The sequence below is a fragment of the uncultured Campylobacter sp. genome, assembly GCF_938030785.1.
Classification (GTDB): Bacteria; Campylobacterota; Campylobacteria; order Campylobacterales; family Campylobacteraceae; genus Campylobacter_B.
The window spans coordinates 1-17,026 of sequence record NZ_CALHIK010000003.1 but is presented as its reverse complement, the minus strand read 5'-3'; the positions used below and the strand labels follow the sequence as shown (position 1 = coordinate 17,026).

Here is a 17,026-nt window from a genome sequence, read left to right as displayed (position 1 = left end):
AGGCGCTTAAAAAAGCTGCTCTTGCCAAAGGTAACGCAGACGCCGTCAAAATCGAAGCTCAAGGTCGTGCCGACGCCGCTAAGATCGAGGCTGACGCGCAAGCCTACGCTAACAAAGAGATCGCAAAGAGCTTGGACGCAAATCTTTTAAGCCTCAAACAGATCGAGACGCAGGCTAAATTTAACGAGGCGTTGCGCGAAAACGGCGACGCGAAAATTTTCCTAACGCCGGGCGGCGCGGTGCCTAATATCTGGGTCGATACGAAAGACAAGGCAAAGCAAAGCGCCATCGAGCGGGAACATTAAAGTTTCAGGCAGGCTATACGCCCCGATTTCGCGAACTAAATTTAATAGCAGGTTGCTTTGGGCGCATAAGCTTAACTTGCGATTTTGCGAGTTAAGCTTAGCGGCAAGCGTGAAAGCTTGTGATAAACAGAGCTCGCGCCCGTAGCGGCTTAAACCTGGCGACCGATTAAAATTTAGCCGCCAGGCTTGCTCTTTAAATTTATGAGAGCTCAGCGCTTCGTAAATTTCAATAACTCAAATTCCGCGTGCGGCGGCAAAATTTAAAGCGTGCGCGACTTCGCAAACTAAGGATCAAAGATGAAGGTAGATTGGCAAAAACTGTACGGATTACTCCCCGCGATCGTGCAGGACGCGGGTGACGGCGCGGTTTTAATGCTCGCGTATATGAACGAAGAGGCGTTAAATTTAACGCTGAGCACCGGCTATGCGCACTACTTCTCGCGCAGCAAGGGGCGCATCTGGAAAAAGGGCGAGGAGAGCGGGCACGTTCAGCTCGTGCGAGAGGCGTTTTTAGACTGCGACAACGATACATTGCTACTTAAAGTGGAGCAATGCGGCGGATCCGCCTGCCACACCGGCGCGCGAAGCTGTTTTTTCAAAGAGATTTCGCTGCAAAAATGCAGCGAAAATATCCAGAGCCCGAGCGCTTGCGATGCAAAAAATTCCGCAATGCAAAATTTCACGGCGATAAATTCCTCCGCAGAACGCAGCGAGCAAAATTTAGACGCCGTCTCGCAAAATTCTACGCTCAAAAACTCCGCAGAAAAAAGCCCGTACGGCATTTTGGATGAAATTTACCACGTTTGCTTGGATCGCAAGCTAAACGGCGAGCCCGCGCTCTCCTACGTCGCCTCGCTCTACGCGAAGGGCGAAAACGCCTATCTCAAAAAGATCGCCGAGGAGGCGTGCGAGTTCGCGCTGGCGTGCAAGGACCTCTCGCGCAGCAAGCTTTACGCAGACGTCGCGCGCGAGAGCTTTGGAGAGCACAGAGCGGGCGAGCCGCGGTATGACGTGGTTTACGAGGGGGCGGATCTTTTATTTCACCTTCTGCTCGCACTTGCAGCGCACAATATCCACCCGGACGCCCTGCTTGACGAGCTAGTGCGCAGGCAAGGACAAAGCGGCATCGAAGAAAAGCGCAGCCGAGAAAAAAGCTAATTCTGCCTTGCGGCGACCGCGAGTTTATTTAGAGCAAAGCGCGCCTGAAGCGAGCCGTAAAACTCAAAGGCGATTTTACGCTGTAAACGCAAATTTAAGGGTCAATAATGAACGAAATTTTAGAGCGAATTTACGAAATAGAAAACCTCGCCGAACTAGAAATTTTTCTGCGCGCCCAGGATCAAATTTTAATTCGCGAGCGGCTGCTGGGCGAATTTGACCGCTACGCCTTTTATAAAAACGCTAGCGAGTGGAACAGGGCCGTTAAAATTTGCGAATGCCTAGCGATCATAGGCTGGGGCGAGCGCGAGAGCTTGGAGGCGCTGCGCGGGAAATTTTACAACGGGCAGCCCGCGACCTATTTTTTAAATGCGCACGGCGAGCCGCGCTTTGTAGAAGCTACGTGGTCGAAACGCAAAACGGGGCTTACGATGCAAGACGGTGATACGATATTTCACCCCAGCCCGGACGCAGCGGGCAAAACGCTCGCACGCCCCGTAAAAGAGGACATTTGTGACCTCAAGCTAAACAGTCAGCGCAACTGGATAGCCAAAAATCCGGTCCGCATCACGCGCGCTATCAGCAACTGCTACGAAAACTCGCGCGCCGCGATAGAAAGCCTATTTGAGGATCTACAACCGGCGCTTAACGCTAAAATGCGCCCTAAAATTTACGGCTGCGCGATCAACTACATAAAGCTATGCTGCGCGTTTAGTTTTGATGACGAGCACTGCCGAACCAACTACATCATCGCGCCCGATAAGCCGCGCCTAAGCTCGCAGCGCGCCTGGGAGCTGATACACGAAATGATGAGCGAGGAGCAGAGGCGTGCGGGCGGTTACTATCTGCGGAACCGTTTTGAGTATTCGCCGTTTAGAAAAGACACGGGCAAAACGGGCGCGCTGATACATTTCGAGCGCGAGTTTAGCGAGCTAGCGCCCATGGAGCAGAAGCGAAAGATGGGCGAGTATTTTTTGACGGCGCTAAAGCAGATCGCGCAAAAGCATAGCAAGCTTGAGTATGATTTCGCCGCGATGATAGAGGATTTTAATAAAATTTTATGCGAGTGGACGGCGGCTGAAATTTAGCGTGCGGCGGCGCGGCGCCTTAAAACACATCGGCGGCGTGCAAATCCGCGCGTAAATTTAAGCGCCTTGCGTAAATCATAAAATTTCACTAAAATTTTAAAATCAAATTTAAAGGATAGCCGATGAAGCAGATCACGATGCAGGAGGCTTTGGACGCGGTTAGTGAGCGCTACTGCAAAGGCCATCACTACGAAAACGTAGCACTCACCGACGAGATGGTGCGCCGCATCTGCGAGGTAAAAAGCCTCGTAAATATGGGCTTTATAGCCACGGCTATCACGGACGCGGCACTACAGCATCTAGCCGCGCTGCCGAAGCTTGCGTATCTGTTTTTGCAAGATAGCGATAAGATAAGCGGCGAGGGCTTTAGATACTTTGCGGCACACGACAAGCTCGAACACATCGGTATCGAAAACGTTAGCATCACGGACGAGGGGCTAAAAGCGATCGTGCAAATCCCAAAGCTAAAATCGCTGCGCCTGGTCAATTCGCGCGTGAGCTTTGCGGGGCTGCTAGCCGCGGCAGATACGAAAATCCAGTTTTATCTTGGCGGCGGGCAGTTTAGCAAGGAGCAGATTGCGGAGTTTGAGCAGGCGCAAAGAGACGCCGCGAAGAGCAAAAAGAAGCTTGATCCAGATGACCTAGCGGCGGCGCGGAGTGCGCTTTTAGAATTTTTCGCGGCGATGAGCGAGTGGGAGAAATTTGCCACATCGCGAATTGATGACGCGGATGACGGTGAGGTGCAGCGTAGATGCGACGAGCTATTTGCGCGCTACTGCACGCCCGTTAGGCGCAGCGGCTTCCGCCCCGAGGGTATTTCGTTTTCAATGATGGAGGATGGCACCTACGGCGGATATGAGCTAACGGATGCCGAATGCAAGAGCAAAAATAAAATTTACATCTACGCCAAGGACGAACACGGCTTTGCGCGCCGCTTCCTGCTCGTGCGCAAGGATGGGCGCTGGCTCGTAGATAAGTGCCAAGGCATGGACGGCAAAAACTGCGGGCTGTAAATTTGAGCGCGAAATGGGGGTTTAAATTTCATCCGCGGCGCGATCGCAGAGATAAAATTTAGCCTGCCGAGAGTACGGCGATAAAATTTCATCGGCACCGCGAAAGCAAAGACAAAGAGGGCAAATGGACGGTAAAATTTCTGCGTACGATGCGTACGGCGATTAAAGAAAGGCGCAAATGAAAAGGCGAATTTTCTCCGAATTAGGCGGCTTCGTGATAAAGGGTCCTCGCGCTACTCGCGCGCTATCTGGATGAGCACGGGCTTGTAGGCGGCGATGTTCTTGCTTATTTTACGCAGACCGAGCACGGGGGCGCGGTCACAAGAGAGGGTATCGCAGTGCCGATATCGGGCGTCCGCAGCGATTATTACGATTTTGCGGTTACCGCGAGCGAGGCGGATGAGGAGATATTCGCACAAGACGAAGCGAAAATCATCTCTCGCGGCTGGGTTTTTCACTCCTCGGGCACGCTAAAGATCGCAGGCATCGGCTATTTTAAAGATATGAGCCGCATTAGCGAGCAAAACAGCCTGAGTTTTCGCGTAAAGCGCGGTCGGTACAGCTTGGAAATTTTAGGCGAATACCGAGGCGCAAATTTTAGCGGCGCGCCCGCTCCCCTCGGCGATACGCCCGTTTTTCATCTGCGGCTTACGCCTTTTGCTGAGCCCAAATTTAGCGGTGATTTGGAAATGTCATTTTATTTTTAGCAGAATTTATAAAATTTTGCGCAAAATTTCTCTTTTTATGCGCAACAAGCAAGCAAAATTTTATAAATTTAGCCGCTGCGCCGAATAAAATGCTATAATCGGCGCCAAATTACGGGAGGCGAGATGATTTTTGACGAACTTATAGACGCGCTGGCGCAAAACGGCTGGCAGATACGGCGCAGGGATGAAATTTGCCCGCCGCAAAGCGAATTTTTGGGCGGTAGATTTAAAAATTTAAGCGAAGATTTTTACCGCTTCGTTTGCTCTTTTGAGACTTTGCATGACGCTGCGGACGCCGTTTGGTTCGTGTCTGCTAGGGATTATGCATCGCCGAGCTCGGACGAGGCGGAATTTCGCTACGAAGATTTTGAAAAAGACAGCCTGGAGTGCGCGGCTAACGATGCGGAAAGAGCCGCCGTGAGCGCGTTTTGGAGCGGATGCTTGCCGTTTTTATTTTCGGTCAGGGGCGAGCGCTGCTTCGCGGGCATCCTCACGCAGGGCGCGGACGCGGGCAAGATCGTATTCGGCGCAGAACCGATCTATGAGGATGCCCTGGTCATCGCGCAAAGCTTTGGGGAATTTATCGCTCTTTTTCTTGCCGCACTCACGGACAAAAACGCCGCAAAATATCCGTTTTCTTGCTTTGTATAACGTAGAATTTACTTGGATAATTTTAAGCTTAGTATAACTGCTTTAACCTTATCTTGATTTAATCATATTATTAAATTCTTTAAACTTTTAATAATATATATTTTACATAATATGTAAAATATATATTGACATTCTATATAAAATAAGCTATGATTTTAAAAATTAAAGAAGGGACAATGGTAAAAAGACAGCTGCTACGAGAGCGATTAAAAGAGATAGATTTGCGGCTAGTGGATTTTGCAGAGCTTTTAAAAATTTCCCGCCCTACGGCTTATAAATTTATAGAGCTATACGAAATCGGACAAAGAGATAAATTTGATTCTAAAATTTTGAGATTTTTTGACTATGTATGCCAAAATGACATTAATAAAATGGATGCCATATCGTTTATCTTAAACAATATATCGATGCCAGAAAATCGAAGCAACGAAGATAAAAAACAACAAATCACAAATTTACTAAAAAAGGATAACGAAGTGAAGGTAAATTTTATAGAAAAGCTAACTCAGGTCGATATTTTTGACCCCATTTTAAGTTATTTGCTCGAATGCGAAAAAATAATAACATCAAATAATAGGTCTAGAAAAAAAGAATTAAGCGACGATGACGATAAAAAACTGGAAGCATTAAAGCAATTTTATAATGCGCTCGGATTTAAGCTAAATATCAAAGGAGACAAAAATGCGTAAAATCAGTATCTCAAACTACAGAAATATAGGCATAGATGCGCCTGCGGAGCTAAAAATACCGCAAGACGGCGGGCTAATAGTACTTTTAGGCGAAAACAATGTTGGAAAGAGCAATGTTTTAAGCGCCATAGGTACTTTGCAAGATGTAGATTTAAATAAAGGCGATAGGCCTAATTTCTTTGATTTCGATGAATACAAAGAAACAAGGGTTACGTTAACTGAGGATATTTTAAACGAACCAGGTTTAGACTCCGAAATAGACGAAAATTTATTTCAAGATAAAATTTTTGGCGTAACATTTACTCAAAAATTACTAGAAACAATCAGTAAAAAACAAAATTTAACAACTCAACAATATATACAAAATTTAAATGATAAATTTAACACAAGTGATCTTTGTGCACTACATGATTACGATGAAAAAGAACAAAAAGAAGAAATAAGAATAATACTACCTGAGCATAAAGAGGTCTATCTTTGCAGTACAAAAAGAGGCGGTGAAATGCTTGAGTGCTTTGGAGTTATTGATAAAGATTTTGATAAAGTAAAAAACCACGATAAAGCAATAAAGCTATCTTGTAAATTGAAATTTATATCCGATAAACAAGATACAGAAGGCATAGATTTAGACGATGCGAGAGAACTAAAAAAATATCTGAATGATAAATTTAAAGACTCTGATGATAAGAATATTGAAAATTTGCAAAAATATGAGTTTAAAATTTGGCTAAACAGCGAAAATATAGCAATATGGAGTTCTAGTTATCCATGGTTTGAAACCCTAACTAAGATAAAAAATGAATTTAAAAAACTTACGGATTGGTATATTGAAAACTATAAAGAAAATAATAGATATAGACAAAACGATAAAAAAATTTTTGACGAACTTTCAAAGGATATAAGTAGTGCGATCTTTCGCCGGGAATACGATAAATTTGAAAGATATTATGATAGGCTACGAGAAATTTTGACTGAATTATGGGAACACAATAAACAAGCTTATTGCTACAACAATCAAAAGCCAGAACTTCCAAAATTTATAAACATAAAAGCATTGATTACTGAACTGCCGTGGTATTATCCGGCAGTGCCAAACATTGTATTTTACAAAGAGCATGAAATAAAAAACGAAAATCTAAAAACAACACCCGATCAGTTATTAGAAAATGAATTTTTTATCGCATTGTTTAAAGCTATAAAATTTGATATATCAAAACTACAAAAAGCTTACGAAAGATCAAAAGACAAAGACGCTAGTTTTTACAATACAGCAGAAAAGGAGATAAATAAAATCTTAAAAAATACTATAAACAGGCGCTTCAATGAACTTTATTACGCCAAATCAGATAATGGTGTTTATGGCTTTGAGATAAAACTGGAAACCCAAAGCATCTCTTTTTGTATTGAAAAAAACAATGAAACCATTAGCCTAAGCGAGCAAAGCGTCGGATTTAAAAAATTCTTTAATCTATTTTTTAACTTTTTATACCAAGACAAAGTAGGATATGGCGATATAGTCCTGATAGATGAGGTGGAAAATCACCTAAGCATACCGGCTCAAAAGGATATTCGTAAATTTTTAAAAGAATTTGGGCAAAAACGCAGTATAACCTTTATCGTTTCTACTCACTCAAATCATATTTTAGATATTCGCCATCTTGACGAGATAAGGATAGTAAAATCCAGCAACAAAGGCTCTACGATCATAAATGACTTTTCTATCATACCCGATCACGAAGCCGACACTCTATCCGAAATAAAAAGAAGTCTCGGCGTAGAGTATCTTAGCCTGGTAGGATATAATGATAAGCTTATTTTCGTCGAGGGGATAACTGATTACAATTACTTAACAGCTATGAATTTTTTATACGAAAAAGAACACGGCGGCAAAGAAAGGTTACTGTTTCTGCCTATAAATGGACTTGGAAAAATGAGCACAATAGAACAACGGCAAAGCAAAATAAATATGGTAGTTGCAAAAGACCAAAAAAACATAGCAAATGAGCTAAAAACGCTAGCCAGAGCAGCAAAAGACGGCAGGGTGCTACTTTTAGTAGATGGCGACAAGGCGGGAGAAGCTATGACAAAGCTAAACGACGATAAATTTATAGCAATACTGAACAATGAACAATTTAAGGAAAAATATCCTAATTTTAAAGAAATAGAGGATTTTTTTAGCACCGATTTGAGAACACAATTTGAAATGGATAAAAAATCAAGCGCGATATCAAGCAAATTTAAAAACGAAGTCGAGCAAGGCGAAATCGAGATAGGCAAAGAGACCAAAGAGAATTTCTTTAAACTATTTGATTATTTATTGACATTTTAACCGCACAAAAGCCAAGGCTCGGTTGTGTCTTGGCTTTTTAAATTTCACTCAAACACCCTATAATGCGCCTCGTCGGCAAACTCCAGCATCTCCTTGTCACCTCTGCTATCGCCGTAGGCGATCTCACGTCAAAACTCGCGATATCGTAGAACTCACATGTGTAGCGAATAAAATTTCATATTGTACTACACAAGTGTATGTCATATAGCGTCTCGTCTCGCCCCACGTTAAATTTGCATATCGCGCCTTACGGCTCAAACGAGCAGGCTTTTAGGTTTCCGCCTGCCAAGCCTTTTTTAAACCACTCTTTGCGCTGTGCCGAGGTGCCGTGCGTGAAAGAATCCGGCACGACGCGACCGCTAAATTTACGCTGCAACGTATCATCGCCGATCGCGCTGGCGGCATTTAGCGCCTCGTCGATGTCGCCCGCCTCCAGCACGCGCCCAGCTTTTGCGAGATAATGCGCCCAGACCCCCGCGTAGCAGTCCGCCTGTAGCTCGACTTTGACCTGAAGCGCGTTTTGCTCGGCTTCGCTGCGAGCGCGCTTTTTAAGAGCGTTAACCTGCTCCAGCGTGCCGACTAAATTTTGAACATGATGCCCTACTTCGTGCGCGATGACATAGGCCTGCGCGAAGTCGCCGCCCGCTTTGTATTTGTTCGCAAGCTCGTCAAAAAAGCTAAGATCCAGATAAATTTTGCGGTCTCTCGGGCAATAAAAAGGTCCTGTCTGCGCGCTCGCAAAGCCGCAGCCGCTTGCGATCTGATCGCGAAAAAGCCGAAGCCCCGGCTCCTCGTAGCGCGTGCCCGCACTTTTAAATATCTCGCCCCAAACATCCTCGGTTTGAGCTAGCACCGCCGAGACGAAGGCGAGCTTTTCTTGCTCCTGCGGGCTATCGGTCGGCTCTCTCTGCGTGCTAGCGCCTCCGTCTAAAAGCGCCAAAGGATTGTAGCCCATAAAATACGCCACCACGCCGATTACAAGGACTATGCGCCCGATCTTTGAGCCGAGCAAAAATCTGATGATCGGAATCAGCATCCCAAGCGAGCCCGAGCTCGTGCGCATGCTGCTTGCGCGGTCATCCTCTACGTTTGAGCTTCGTCTGCCGTCTTGCCATTTCATGTTTTTCCTTTAAAATTTTTGAGCCATTATACTAAAATTTTAAAAAGAGCGCCGCCTTGCTTTTGTAAAATACTGCGCGCGCGTAGCAAAATAAATCTGAAATTTTGCTTATTTTAAATTTCTTTTAAGCTGTTTAAAATTTTAAATTCTATATAATCGCCCTTTTTAAATTTAAAAGAAAGGAGAATTTGTGGCAAAAGACGACGTCATAGAGATCGACGGCAACGTCATAGAAGCGCTGCCGAACGCGACTTTTAAGGTCGAGCTCGATAACAAACACGTGATTTTATGTCATATCGCTGGCAAGATGCGGATGCACTACATCAAGATAATGCCGGGCGATCGCGTAAAAGTCGAGTTGACCCCTTACAGCCTCGATAAAGGCAGGATCACCTACCGCTATAAGTAAGGATAAAGTTAAATTTAGATATACTCGCGATTTTGCGACTAAACTGTAGGAAGAAGTGTTTTCAAAATCCCCACTATTTTGAAAACAGTTGGTTTGATACTTTCGCCTTTGAAATTTCATTAAACCTAGGTGCAGTTTGCATTTAAAGTGGAGAAAATTTTAGGAGAGTGGAATGAAAGTTCGTCCATCCGTTAAGAAAATGTGCGACAAATGTAAAATTGTCAAGCGCAAAGGTGTTGTTCACGTTATTTGTGAAAATCCAAAACATAAACAAAGACAAGGATAAGTTATGGCTCGTATCGCAGGTGTAGATCTACCAAAGAAAAAAAGGATTGAATACGGACTAACTTATATCTACGGTATAGGTTTATTTACGTCGAGAAAAATTCTCGATGCGGCAGGAATTTCTTACGATAAAAGAGTCGCCGATCTGAGCGAAGATGAAGCCGCCGCTATCAGAAAAGAGATCCAAGAGCACTATATGGTCGAAGGCGATCTTCGCAAACAAGTGGCTATGGATATAAAAGCGCTTATGGACTTGGGCGGCTATCGCGGCTTAAGACACAGAAAGGGCCTTCCGGTTCGCGGTCAAAAAACAAAAACGAACGCCAGAACCAGAAAAGGCAAACGCAAAACCGTCGGCGCGGCAGCCAAATAAGGATTGAGATATGGCACAAAAAAAAGTAGTTAAGAAAAAAACCGTCAGAAAAAATATCGCCAAAGGCATAGTTTACATCTCCGCTACGTTTAACAACACTATGATAACCGTAACGGATGAGATGGGTAATGCGATCGCGTGGAGCAGTGCGGGCGCTTTAAATTTTAAAGGGAGCAAAAAGTCCACCCCTTATGCGGCGCAGCAAGCCGTCGAGGACGCGCTAAACAAAGCCAAAGAGCACGGCATCAAAGAGGTAGGCGTCAAGGTTCAGGGTCCGGGAAGCGGACGCGAGACCGCCGTTAAAAGCGTAGGCAGCGTAGAAGGGATCAAAGTTACATATTTCAAAGATATCACTCCTCTTGCGCACAACGGTTGCAGACCGCCTAAACGACGTCGCGTGTAATTATAAAAGGAGAAATTTATGGCTAGATATACAGGACCGGTTGAAAAATTAGAAAGAAGGCTCGGCGTCGATCTATTTATGAAAGGCGAGAGAAGGCTTGCGGGCAAGAGCGCGCTTTTAAAACGCCCTTACGCTCCGGGTCAGCATGGACAAAGACGCGCTAAACTAAGCGAATACGGCTCACAGCTTCGTGAGAAACAAAAGGCTAAATTTATGTACGGCGTAAGCGAGAAGCAGTTCCGCAGACTATTTGCCGAAGCGGCTCGCAGAGAGGGCAACACCGGAGCGATCTTGGTTCAGCTTTTAGAGCAGAGGCTAGATAACGTCGTTTACCGCATGGGCTTTGCTACGACTAGACGCTTTGCGCGCCAGCTAGTTACGCACGGACACATTTTAGTAGACGGCAAGCGCGTCGATATCCCTTCATACAGCGTCCGCGCAGGACAAAAGATCGAAGTGATCGAAAAAAGCAAAAATAACCCGCAAATTTCAAGAGCGCTGGATCTTACGGCACAGACCGGCATCGTAGCGTGGGTCGATGTAGAAAAAGAGAAAAGATACGGAATTTTTTCTAGAGTTCCGGAGAGAGAAGAAGTTGTTATTCCTGTAGAGGAAAGATTTATCGTAGAGCTTTACTCGAAATAGTAGGTGCTAATATGAGAAAAATCACAACATCAGCTCATATGCCAACTGAAATAAAGGTTGAGAATGTCAGCGAAAATGTTGCTAAAATCATAGCATATCCCTTTGAAACGGGATATGCCGTCACTCTAGCTCATCCTTTACGAAGGCTACTTTATACGAGCACGGTCGGTTTCGCGCCGACTGCGGTTAAAATCGAAGGCGTAAGCCACGAATTCGACAGCATGCGCGGCATGCTCGAGGATATGGCGGCTTTTATCATAAATTTAAAGGGCTTAAGGTTTAAAATCAAGGGCGATTCCCTACGCGAGGTCGTAGAATACAGCTTTAAAGGACCTAAAGAAATTTACGGCAGCGACCTAAATAACGACGCCGTAGAGATCGTAAATCCAAGCGCTTATCTGGCTACGATAAACGAGGATGCCGATCTTAAATTTACGCTCATCATCGAAAAAGGTATCGGCTACGTCCCAAGCGAGGAGATCAGAGAAAATTTAGATGCTGATTTTATCGCGCTGGATGCGTTTTTTACCCCGGTAACCAAAGCTGTTTACGATATCGAAAACGTATTCGTAGAGGATAATCCAGACTATGAAAAGGTGGTCTTTACGATTACTACCGACGGTCAGATCAGTGCGATAGATGCGTTTAAAAACGCGCTTGAGGCGATGTATCAGCAGCTGGCGGTTTTCAAAGGCATCGTAAATATCAGCGCTGCGGATACTTTCGGTAGGGCAATCCCTGCAAATTCCGAGTTTGCAAAGCTTTTTGAGAGCGTTAGCAATCTAAGCTTAAGCGCGCGAAGCTTTAACTGCCTGGATCGCGCGGATATTAGATTTATCGGCGAGCTAGCGATTATGGAAGAGAGCGAGCTTAAAGACCTTAAAAATTTAGGCAAAAAATCGCTTGAAGAGATCAAGGCAGTTATGGAGGAGATCGGTTATCCTATCGGCAACCAAGAGCTCGGCGATAAAAAAGAGCAGCTAAAACGCAAGCTTGATGAGCTGAAGGCTCAAAGACAAAAGAATGAAGGACAATAAATGAGACATAATCACGGATATAGGAAGCTAGGGCGTACTTCGTCTCACCGTGCCGCCCTGCTTAAAAATTTAACCATCGCTTTAGTTACTAGCGGCAAGATCGAAACCACGCTTCCTAAGGCAAAAGAGCTAAGAAGCTACGCCGAGAAGCTGATCACTCGTGCGCGTAAGGGCGACAGCGAGGCGCATAGATTTGTTTTCGCGGCGCTTCAGGATAAGGCTGCGACAAATAAGCTAGTCACCGAGATCGCTCCAAAATATGCAGGCGTAAACGGCGGCTACACTCGCATCATCAAAACCCGCCTTCGCAAGGGCGACGCCGCAGAGATGGCTTATATCGAGCTAATCAGCAAATAAAATTTCGGGATCACTCCCGAAATTTCTTCTATGAAATTTAAAATTTTACTTCCGCTTGTTATCGTCGCTGCGGGCCTAGCGTGGGCATTGGACAATTATCTTAGCTACAAAAATATCGAAACGATCAACTCCGAAATTCCGCTAAAGCAGGCATTGGGCGGCGAGCAAATCTCTAAAATTCGCGTCTATAAATCTAAACGAATTCTTGAAATTTTGACCTCAAAAGGCGTCGCGAAAAGCTATAAAATCGCCCTCGGACGCGAGCCCGAAGGACATAAAAAGGTTCAAGGCGATGGCAAAACCCCGGAGGGCAACTACACCATAAACGGCAAAAATCCAAACTCGGCGTATCATCTAAATTTAGGCATCTCCTATCCGAACAAAGCCGACATAGCGCACGCAAAATCCCTCGGCAAGAGCGCAGGCGGCGATATCAAAATCCACGGGCTACCGAACAAATTTAGCTACCTAGGGCAGAGTATCGCGGCGTTCGGCGACTGGACGGAGGGCTGCATAGCGCTCGTCAATGACGATATGGACGAGCTTTTCGAGCACGTAAAAATTGGCACGCCGATAGAAATTTTGCCGTGATTGCACGCGCCCGCGCTAAAATTTCACAGCCGCGATCGATAAAGCATAGCGTAAATTTAATCTACGAGCTTTAAAATAATATCGTCGTCCAGGCTTTTGTAGTTGCGAAATTTACGATTAAAAGCAGGGTTGTTTTTATAAAATTTAATCGTATCGGCGTTTATCTCAATAAATTTAGACAAAATCGCCTTAAATTCTCTCCCGCTCAAGCAAAATTTCATCCCAAATTTATAGCGCAAATAGCCTAAATTTAAATATGTACAAGCCCGATAATTCGCGGGCTTCATCCTTACCGAATCGATAAAATTTTAAAATCATAGTTCTATTCCTCCGCGCCGTATAAAATTCTTTGCGATCTATGGCACAAAATCCGCGCCCTCGCGCAAAATTTAAGATTAAATTTCATCCCCGATAAGCCTTTTTTTATCGCTTTTGGATATAATTCGCCAAAACCAAAACAAGGAATTTTAATGATACCATTTAGCGATGAAGAGCTTCTAGCTCCGGTACAAGGCAGCTTGGAGCTAATCCGTCCGATGCTTCAAAACGACGGCGGCGACATGCAGCTTTTGGGCATAAAAAATGGCGTCGTCTATGTCCGCCTTACCGGGCATTGCCACGGCTGCGCCGCAAGTGCGCAGACCCTAAAATACGGCGTCGAGCGCCAGCTCCGCATGGATATTCATCCAGAGCTTAGCGTCGTAAACGTCCCCGAAGGCGAAGAGTTTGAATTATAAAAACCTGGGGCTAAAAGCCTTTTCGCGCGGAGAATTTGAGCTTGCGAAGCTGTATTTTTCGCTCGCCTACGAAAAAAGCGGCGAGGAGGAAATTCTATTTTTACTCGAGCTTTGTCAGACTGCGCTGGCAGACCGAGAAGAAGCGCTTATGCTCTTTGATTTTTACAACCTCAGCCCCAAAACTCAAACCGCGGAGCTTTTTAAAATTTTAAACTCCATCAACGAAAAGATCGCGAACGAAGCGGCCTCCGAACCCGGCGCCGAGGACGAGATCGCCGTTATCGCCTATGCCGATTTTATGCGCGCGGTAGGTCAAAAGGGTTTTAAAGACGCCTTCGAATCGATCATTTTTTCATCCAAAATCGCCATTTCAGACAAAAGCGAGATGATAGAATTTTTAGAAAATTTGATAGAAAACGGCTACTACGAGATGGGGCTTAATTACGTCGAAAACTCGGCTGCCGCATACGCAGGCGATGAACGCTTCGAAGCGCTGATGCAAAAAATCAAAAATCATGAAAATACGACTCGAAAATAGCTTTATAACCGACAACTCCGCCGAGTGCGAGGCGGGCTGCTTTTTTATGCGCACGGACGCGAATGCCAAATTTGAACCCGAAGCGGTACAAAAAGGCGCGCAGATCATCTCTATCGCGCGGGCAAAGGAGCTTTTGAATATCGATCCGCGCATCAAAATCGTAGGCATTACGGGCACCAACGGCAAGACCACTACCGCGGCGGCAATTTATTCGACGCTGCTAGATCTGGGCTTTAGCTGCGGCTTAAGCGGCACGCGCGGCGCTTTCATAAACGAGAGCAGGATCGACGAAAAGGGGCTTACGACGAGCTCGGTTTTTAAGACGATGAGCTATCTTTATGAAGCCGGCAAGCAAGGCTGCGAGTATTTCGTTATGGAGGTTAGCTCGCATGCAATAGCGCAGAACCGCATCCAGGGGCTAAATTTTGCGCTTAAAATTTTTACTAATCTTAGCCAAGATCATCTTGATTATCACGGCAGTATGCAAGAATACGCGGCAGTCAAGAGCTCGTTTTTCGCAGACGACGCGCCAAAGCTCATAAACGCCGATGACGGGCACATTAAATTTAACCCCGCAAACGCCCTTACCTACGGTATCAAAAACCCCGCGAGCTTCGGCGTGAGCGGATACGGGCTAAAGGGCGGCATCGACGCGCTCGTACGCACCCCAAACGGCGATAATGCGCAGCTGCAAAGCGATCTGATCGGCGAGTTTAATCTCTACAACCTTACCGCGGCGTTTGCGGCGGTTAAAATTCTAACCAAGCTGCCGAATGAGGAGATCGCAAAAGCCCTGGCAAACTTCGGCGGCGTCGAGGGTCGCGTGCAGATTGTAAATAAAAACCCGCTTGTGATCGTCGATTTCGCCCATACCCCAGACGGTATCGAAAAGGTGCTAAACGCGCTGCGCACAAGCGGCGAGATCATCGCGGTTTTTGGCGCGGGAGGCGATCGCGACCACGGCAAGCGTCCGAAAATGGGCGCCATCGCCGAGCACTTTGCCAAAATTTGCATCGTCACGAGCGATAATCCGCGCAGCGAGGATCCGGACGAGATCATCGAGCAGATTTGCGCCGGTATGCGCCGAAAAGATAAAATTTTAAAGATCGCGGATCGCAAAGAGGCTATCGCGCGCGCGCTAGATCTTGCCAAAAACGGCGAGATGATCGCTATTTTGGGCAAGGGCGACGAGACCTACCAGGAGATCAAGGGCGTGAAGCACCCCTTCAGCGACAAGCAGGTCGTGAGCGAGCTCGTCGCGGCGCGAGGCGGGTCAAATTTAGATTAAATTTAAAGGACGGCCGATGAAAATTGAAATTTTATCAAGCAAAATCCACCGCGCGCGCGTGACGGACGCCAACCTCAACTACGTGGGTTCCATTACGATCGGGCCCGAGCTCATCGAAGCTGCGGGGCTTTGCGAGTACCAAAAAGTCGAGATCCTAAACGTCAATAACGGCGAGCGCTTCGCTACATACGTGATCCGCGGCGATAAAAAGGGTGAGATCTGCCTAAACGGCGCGGCCGCGCGCAAAGTCTGCGTCGGCGACATCGTCATCATCGTAGCCTACGCTCAGATGAGCGCTAAAAAAGCGAGAGATTTCGAGCCAAAAATCGTGCAGGTAAACGCGCAAAACGAGATCGTAAAATAGCATGACACCGCGCCTTGAGGGGCTTTTCGCCTCACCGCAGCACTATGAAAAATACAAAGCGCGGCTGGATAAAAAGCTGGCCGAGTTTCGCTTCGGCTTTATGAGCGACGCAAAATGGCGCAAGCTCTTTTCTGCTATCTGCGCCGAAGGCTCGCCCGTAAGACATTGCGAGATTTATGAATTCTTTGGCTCCTGCGTAAACGAGATCAGATTCGCCCTGCCCGCCGCATACTACGCGCAAGGCATCTGCGAAAACTACATCTCGCAGCGCCTCACGACGAGCGAAAAGCCCACCCTCTACGCCGAGATAGAATACATAGAATTTGCAAAATTTTACGACTTCACAAGCCTCGGCGCACTGCTACCGCCTGAGTACAAAAGCCAAGACCTTGATGCCATAGCGCGCTATTTAGAGCGCCTGGGCAAATTTGAGATAGAGCCGGGCGAGCAAAGCTTAAAAATTTACGGCTACAAACGCTAGCTCTTTGCGCGAAGTTTTGCCCTCTTGTACGCAGGCGCGCCTGTCGTACCGTGCGCTAAGAGGCGCAATTTGCGCTAAATTTCACCCCAAACAGCCCATTATAGCCGCTTGCCGGTCCGCAAAAAAAGGAGCAAATTTGAACTACGAAGAATTTTACGACGCCGTCTGCGAAATGGTGGAAAAATTTGAAACAAGCCAGGCTGCGAACAAGGAGCCGGACGCATATCTACTTGCGCTTTTGAAACTACTTGAGGCACGCGGCGGCGAGCCCTTTAGCACAGAGCTAATGCTTGAAATTCTAAGCACGGCGTTTGAGAGCGAGAGGGCGGGATTTAACGAGGCGTGGCTTGAGATAGAGCGAGCGCCCGAGCTTGCGCACTTCTGCAAAGATGAGCCTGCGGGCGGCGGCGATACGTTTCGTTCGGCGGAGGAGCCAAAAACCGCTGCGGATATAATGC

At 46.3% G+C, this 17,026-nt stretch carries 23 protein-coding genes and 1 pseudogene; 22 read left to right on the top strand and 2 right to left on the bottom strand.

What is annotated here, in order from left to right; translation table 11 throughout:
• From Q0438_RS00200 to Q0438_RS00165, 8 genes and pseudogenes are all read left to right on the top strand, one after another.
• Nucleotides 1-305 (top strand): annotated as a pseudogene (locus Q0438_RS00200) (prohibitin family protein); the annotation flags it as partial.
• 297 nt (nucleotides 306-602) lie between these two features.
• Nucleotides 603-1,463, top strand: a complete 861-nt coding sequence (gene hisI / locus Q0438_RS00195; RefSeq protein ID WP_299185973.1) for a phosphoribosyl-AMP cyclohydrolase — start codon at nucleotides 603-605, stop codon at nucleotides 1,461-1,463.
• Nucleotides 1,464-1,570: 107 nt separating this feature from the next.
• Nucleotides 1,571-2,551: a hypothetical protein gene (locus tag Q0438_RS00190; protein ID WP_299185970.1), complete on the top strand. Its 981-nt coding sequence runs from the start codon at nucleotides 1,571-1,573 to the stop codon at nucleotides 2,549-2,551.
• A gap of 122 nt (nucleotides 2,552-2,673) precedes the next feature.
• Nucleotides 2,674-3,564 carry an NTF2 fold immunity protein gene (locus tag Q0438_RS00185; RefSeq protein ID WP_299185968.1) on the top strand — a complete coding sequence of 297 codons (891 nt, stop codon included), beginning with the start codon at nucleotides 2,674-2,676 and terminating at the stop codon, nucleotides 3,562-3,564.
• A gap of 338 nt (nucleotides 3,565-3,902) precedes the next feature.
• Nucleotides 3,903-4,271, top strand: a complete 369-nt coding sequence (locus Q0438_RS00180) for a hypothetical protein (protein WP_299185966.1) — start codon at nucleotides 3,903-3,905, stop codon at nucleotides 4,269-4,271.
• A 123-nt stretch (nucleotides 4,272-4,394) separates the two neighbouring features.
• Complete coding sequence (locus Q0438_RS00175; RefSeq protein ID WP_299185962.1) at nucleotides 4,395-4,922, top strand: hypothetical protein; 528 nt, start codon at nucleotides 4,395-4,397, stop codon at nucleotides 4,920-4,922.
• Nucleotides 4,923-5,071: 149 nt separating this feature from the next.
• Complete coding sequence (locus tag Q0438_RS00170; RefSeq protein ID WP_299185959.1) at nucleotides 5,072-5,611, top strand: hypothetical protein; 540 nt, start codon at nucleotides 5,072-5,074, stop codon at nucleotides 5,609-5,611.
• Nucleotides 5,604-7,940 (top strand): AAA family ATPase, encoded by a 2,337-nt coding sequence (locus Q0438_RS00165; RefSeq protein WP_299185956.1) that lies wholly within the window; start codon nucleotides 5,604-5,606, stop codon nucleotides 7,938-7,940. The genes Q0438_RS00170 and Q0438_RS00165 overlap by 8 nt, the downstream gene beginning before the upstream one ends.
• Nucleotides 7,941-8,187: 247 nt before the next feature.
• On the opposite strand, the gene Q0438_RS00160 is transcribed toward Q0438_RS00165, so the two are convergent.
• Nucleotides 8,188-9,060: a neutral zinc metallopeptidase gene (locus tag Q0438_RS00160; protein WP_299185954.1), complete on the bottom strand. Its 873-nt coding sequence runs from the start codon at nucleotides 9,058-9,060 to the stop codon at nucleotides 8,188-8,190.
• A 190-nt stretch (nucleotides 9,061-9,250) separates the two neighbouring features.
• Here Q0438_RS00160 and infA point away from each other — a divergent pair, with 190 nt between their 5' ends.
• From infA to Q0438_RS00120, 8 genes are all read left to right on the top strand, one after another.
• On the top strand, nucleotides 9,251-9,469 hold the full coding sequence (gene infA / locus Q0438_RS00155; RefSeq protein ID WP_005869854.1) for a translation initiation factor IF-1: 219 nt from the start codon (nucleotides 9,251-9,253) through the stop codon (nucleotides 9,467-9,469).
• 172 nt (nucleotides 9,470-9,641) lie between these two features.
• Nucleotides 9,642-9,755: a 50S ribosomal protein L36 gene (rpmJ, locus tag Q0438_RS00150; RefSeq protein WP_005869855.1), complete on the top strand. Its 114-nt coding sequence runs from the start codon at nucleotides 9,642-9,644 to the stop codon at nucleotides 9,753-9,755.
• A gap of 3 nt (nucleotides 9,756-9,758) precedes the next feature.
• Nucleotides 9,759-10,127, top strand: coding sequence for a 30S ribosomal protein S13 (gene rpsM, locus Q0438_RS00145; protein WP_005869856.1), 369 nt, complete (start codon nucleotides 9,759-9,761; stop codon nucleotides 10,125-10,127).
• 10 nt (nucleotides 10,128-10,137) lie between these two features.
• On the top strand, nucleotides 10,138-10,530 hold the full coding sequence (gene rpsK / locus Q0438_RS00140; RefSeq protein ID WP_177387174.1) for a 30S ribosomal protein S11: 393 nt from the start codon (nucleotides 10,138-10,140) through the stop codon (nucleotides 10,528-10,530).
• Nucleotides 10,531-10,548: 18 nt separating this feature from the next.
• On the top strand, nucleotides 10,549-11,175 hold the full coding sequence (rpsD, locus tag Q0438_RS00135; RefSeq protein WP_005869858.1) for a 30S ribosomal protein S4: 627 nt from the start codon (nucleotides 10,549-10,551) through the stop codon (nucleotides 11,173-11,175).
• An 11-nt stretch (nucleotides 11,176-11,186) separates the two neighbouring features.
• The gene (locus tag Q0438_RS00130) at nucleotides 11,187-12,212 is read left to right on the top strand and encodes a DNA-directed RNA polymerase subunit alpha (protein ID WP_177387178.1); all 1,026 of its coding nucleotides are present in this window, start codon (nucleotides 11,187-11,189) and stop codon (nucleotides 12,210-12,212) included.
• Complete coding sequence (gene rplQ / locus Q0438_RS00125; protein ID WP_005869862.1) at nucleotides 12,213-12,569, top strand: 50S ribosomal protein L17; 357 nt, start codon at nucleotides 12,213-12,215, stop codon at nucleotides 12,567-12,569.
• Nucleotides 12,570-12,599: 30 nt separating this feature from the next.
• Nucleotides 12,600-13,160 (top strand): L,D-transpeptidase family protein, encoded by a 561-nt coding sequence (locus tag Q0438_RS00120; protein ID WP_299185951.1) that lies wholly within the window; start codon nucleotides 12,600-12,602, stop codon nucleotides 13,158-13,160.
• Nucleotides 13,161-13,216: 56 nt separating this feature from the next.
• Here the strand turns inward: Q0438_RS00120 and Q0438_RS00115 are convergent, their stop codons facing one another.
• On the bottom strand, nucleotides 13,217-13,342 hold the full coding sequence (locus Q0438_RS00115) for a hypothetical protein (protein ID WP_299185948.1): 126 nt from the start codon (nucleotides 13,340-13,342) through the stop codon (nucleotides 13,217-13,219).
• Between the two features lie 288 nt (nucleotides 13,343-13,630).
• Here Q0438_RS00115 and Q0438_RS00110 point away from each other — a divergent pair, with 288 nt between their 5' ends.
• The 6 genes from Q0438_RS00110 to Q0438_RS00085 all read left to right on the top strand — a co-directional run.
• Nucleotides 13,631-13,897 carry a NifU family protein gene (locus Q0438_RS00110; protein ID WP_298041641.1) on the top strand — a complete coding sequence of 89 codons (267 nt, stop codon included), beginning with the start codon at nucleotides 13,631-13,633 and terminating at the stop codon, nucleotides 13,895-13,897.
• On the top strand, nucleotides 13,887-14,435 hold the full coding sequence (locus tag Q0438_RS00105) for a histidine kinase (RefSeq protein ID WP_299185944.1): 549 nt from the start codon (nucleotides 13,887-13,889) through the stop codon (nucleotides 14,433-14,435). The genes Q0438_RS00110 and Q0438_RS00105 overlap by 11 nt, the downstream gene beginning before the upstream one ends.
• Nucleotides 14,413-15,723: a UDP-N-acetylmuramoyl-L-alanyl-D-glutamate--2,6-diaminopimelate ligase gene (locus tag Q0438_RS00100; RefSeq protein ID WP_299185941.1), complete on the top strand. Its 1,311-nt coding sequence runs from the start codon at nucleotides 14,413-14,415 to the stop codon at nucleotides 15,721-15,723. The genes Q0438_RS00105 and Q0438_RS00100 overlap by 23 nt, the downstream gene beginning before the upstream one ends.
• Before the next feature lie 16 nt (nucleotides 15,724-15,739).
• Entirely contained in the window at nucleotides 15,740-16,087 is a 348-nt protein-coding gene (gene panD, locus Q0438_RS00095) for an aspartate 1-decarboxylase (RefSeq protein ID WP_299185939.1), read from the top strand.
• Nucleotide 16,088: 1 nt separating this feature from the next.
• Nucleotides 16,089-16,568, top strand: a complete 480-nt coding sequence (locus tag Q0438_RS00090) for a hypothetical protein (protein WP_299185936.1) — start codon at nucleotides 16,089-16,091, stop codon at nucleotides 16,566-16,568.
• Nucleotides 16,569-16,704: 136 nt separating this feature from the next.
• The coding region (locus Q0438_RS00085; RefSeq protein ID WP_299185933.1) for a hypothetical protein at nucleotides 16,705-17,026 on the top strand (322 nt) is incomplete at its 3' end.

Coding starts and splice junctions, on each gene's coding strand:
- rpmJ (WP_005869855.1), top strand. CDS start 9,642: ATGAAAGTTCGTCCATCCGTTAAGAAAATGTGCGACAAATGTAAAATT.
- Q0438_RS00175 (WP_299185962.1), top strand. CDS start 4,395: ATGATTTTTGACGAACTTATAGACGCGCTGGCGCAAAACGGCTGGCAG.
- Q0438_RS00120 (WP_299185951.1), top strand. CDS start 12,600: ATGAAATTTAAAATTTTACTTCCGCTTGTTATCGTCGCTGCGGGCCTA.
- Q0438_RS00130 (WP_177387178.1), top strand. CDS start 11,187: ATGAGAAAAATCACAACATCAGCTCATATGCCAACTGAAATAAAGGTT.
- Q0438_RS00090 (WP_299185936.1), top strand. CDS start 16,089: ATGACACCGCGCCTTGAGGGGCTTTTCGCCTCACCGCAGCACTATGAA.
- rpsK (WP_177387174.1), top strand. CDS start 10,138: ATGGCACAAAAAAAAGTAGTTAAGAAAAAAACCGTCAGAAAAAATATC.
- hisI (WP_299185973.1), top strand. CDS start 603: ATGAAGGTAGATTGGCAAAAACTGTACGGATTACTCCCCGCGATCGTG.
- rplQ (WP_005869862.1), top strand. CDS start 12,213: ATGAGACATAATCACGGATATAGGAAGCTAGGGCGTACTTCGTCTCAC.
- Q0438_RS00170 (WP_299185959.1), top strand. CDS start 5,072: ATGATTTTAAAAATTAAAGAAGGGACAATGGTAAAAAGACAGCTGCTA.
- rpsM (WP_005869856.1), top strand. CDS start 9,759: ATGGCTCGTATCGCAGGTGTAGATCTACCAAAGAAAAAAAGGATTGAA.
- Q0438_RS00185 (WP_299185968.1), top strand. CDS start 2,674: ATGAAGCAGATCACGATGCAGGAGGCTTTGGACGCGGTTAGTGAGCGC.
- Q0438_RS00110 (WP_298041641.1), top strand. CDS start 13,631: ATGATACCATTTAGCGATGAAGAGCTTCTAGCTCCGGTACAAGGCAGC.
- Q0438_RS00160 (WP_299185954.1), bottom strand. CDS start 9,060: ATGAAATGGCAAGACGGCAGACGAAGCTCAAACGTAGAGGATGACCGC.
- Q0438_RS00165 (WP_299185956.1), top strand. CDS start 5,604: ATGCGTAAAATCAGTATCTCAAACTACAGAAATATAGGCATAGATGCG.
- panD (WP_299185939.1), top strand. CDS start 15,740: ATGAAAATTGAAATTTTATCAAGCAAAATCCACCGCGCGCGCGTGACG.
- Q0438_RS00190 (WP_299185970.1), top strand. CDS start 1,571: ATGAACGAAATTTTAGAGCGAATTTACGAAATAGAAAACCTCGCCGAA.
- Q0438_RS00100 (WP_299185941.1), top strand. CDS start 14,413: ATGAAAATACGACTCGAAAATAGCTTTATAACCGACAACTCCGCCGAG.
- rpsD (WP_005869858.1), top strand. CDS start 10,549: ATGGCTAGATATACAGGACCGGTTGAAAAATTAGAAAGAAGGCTCGGC.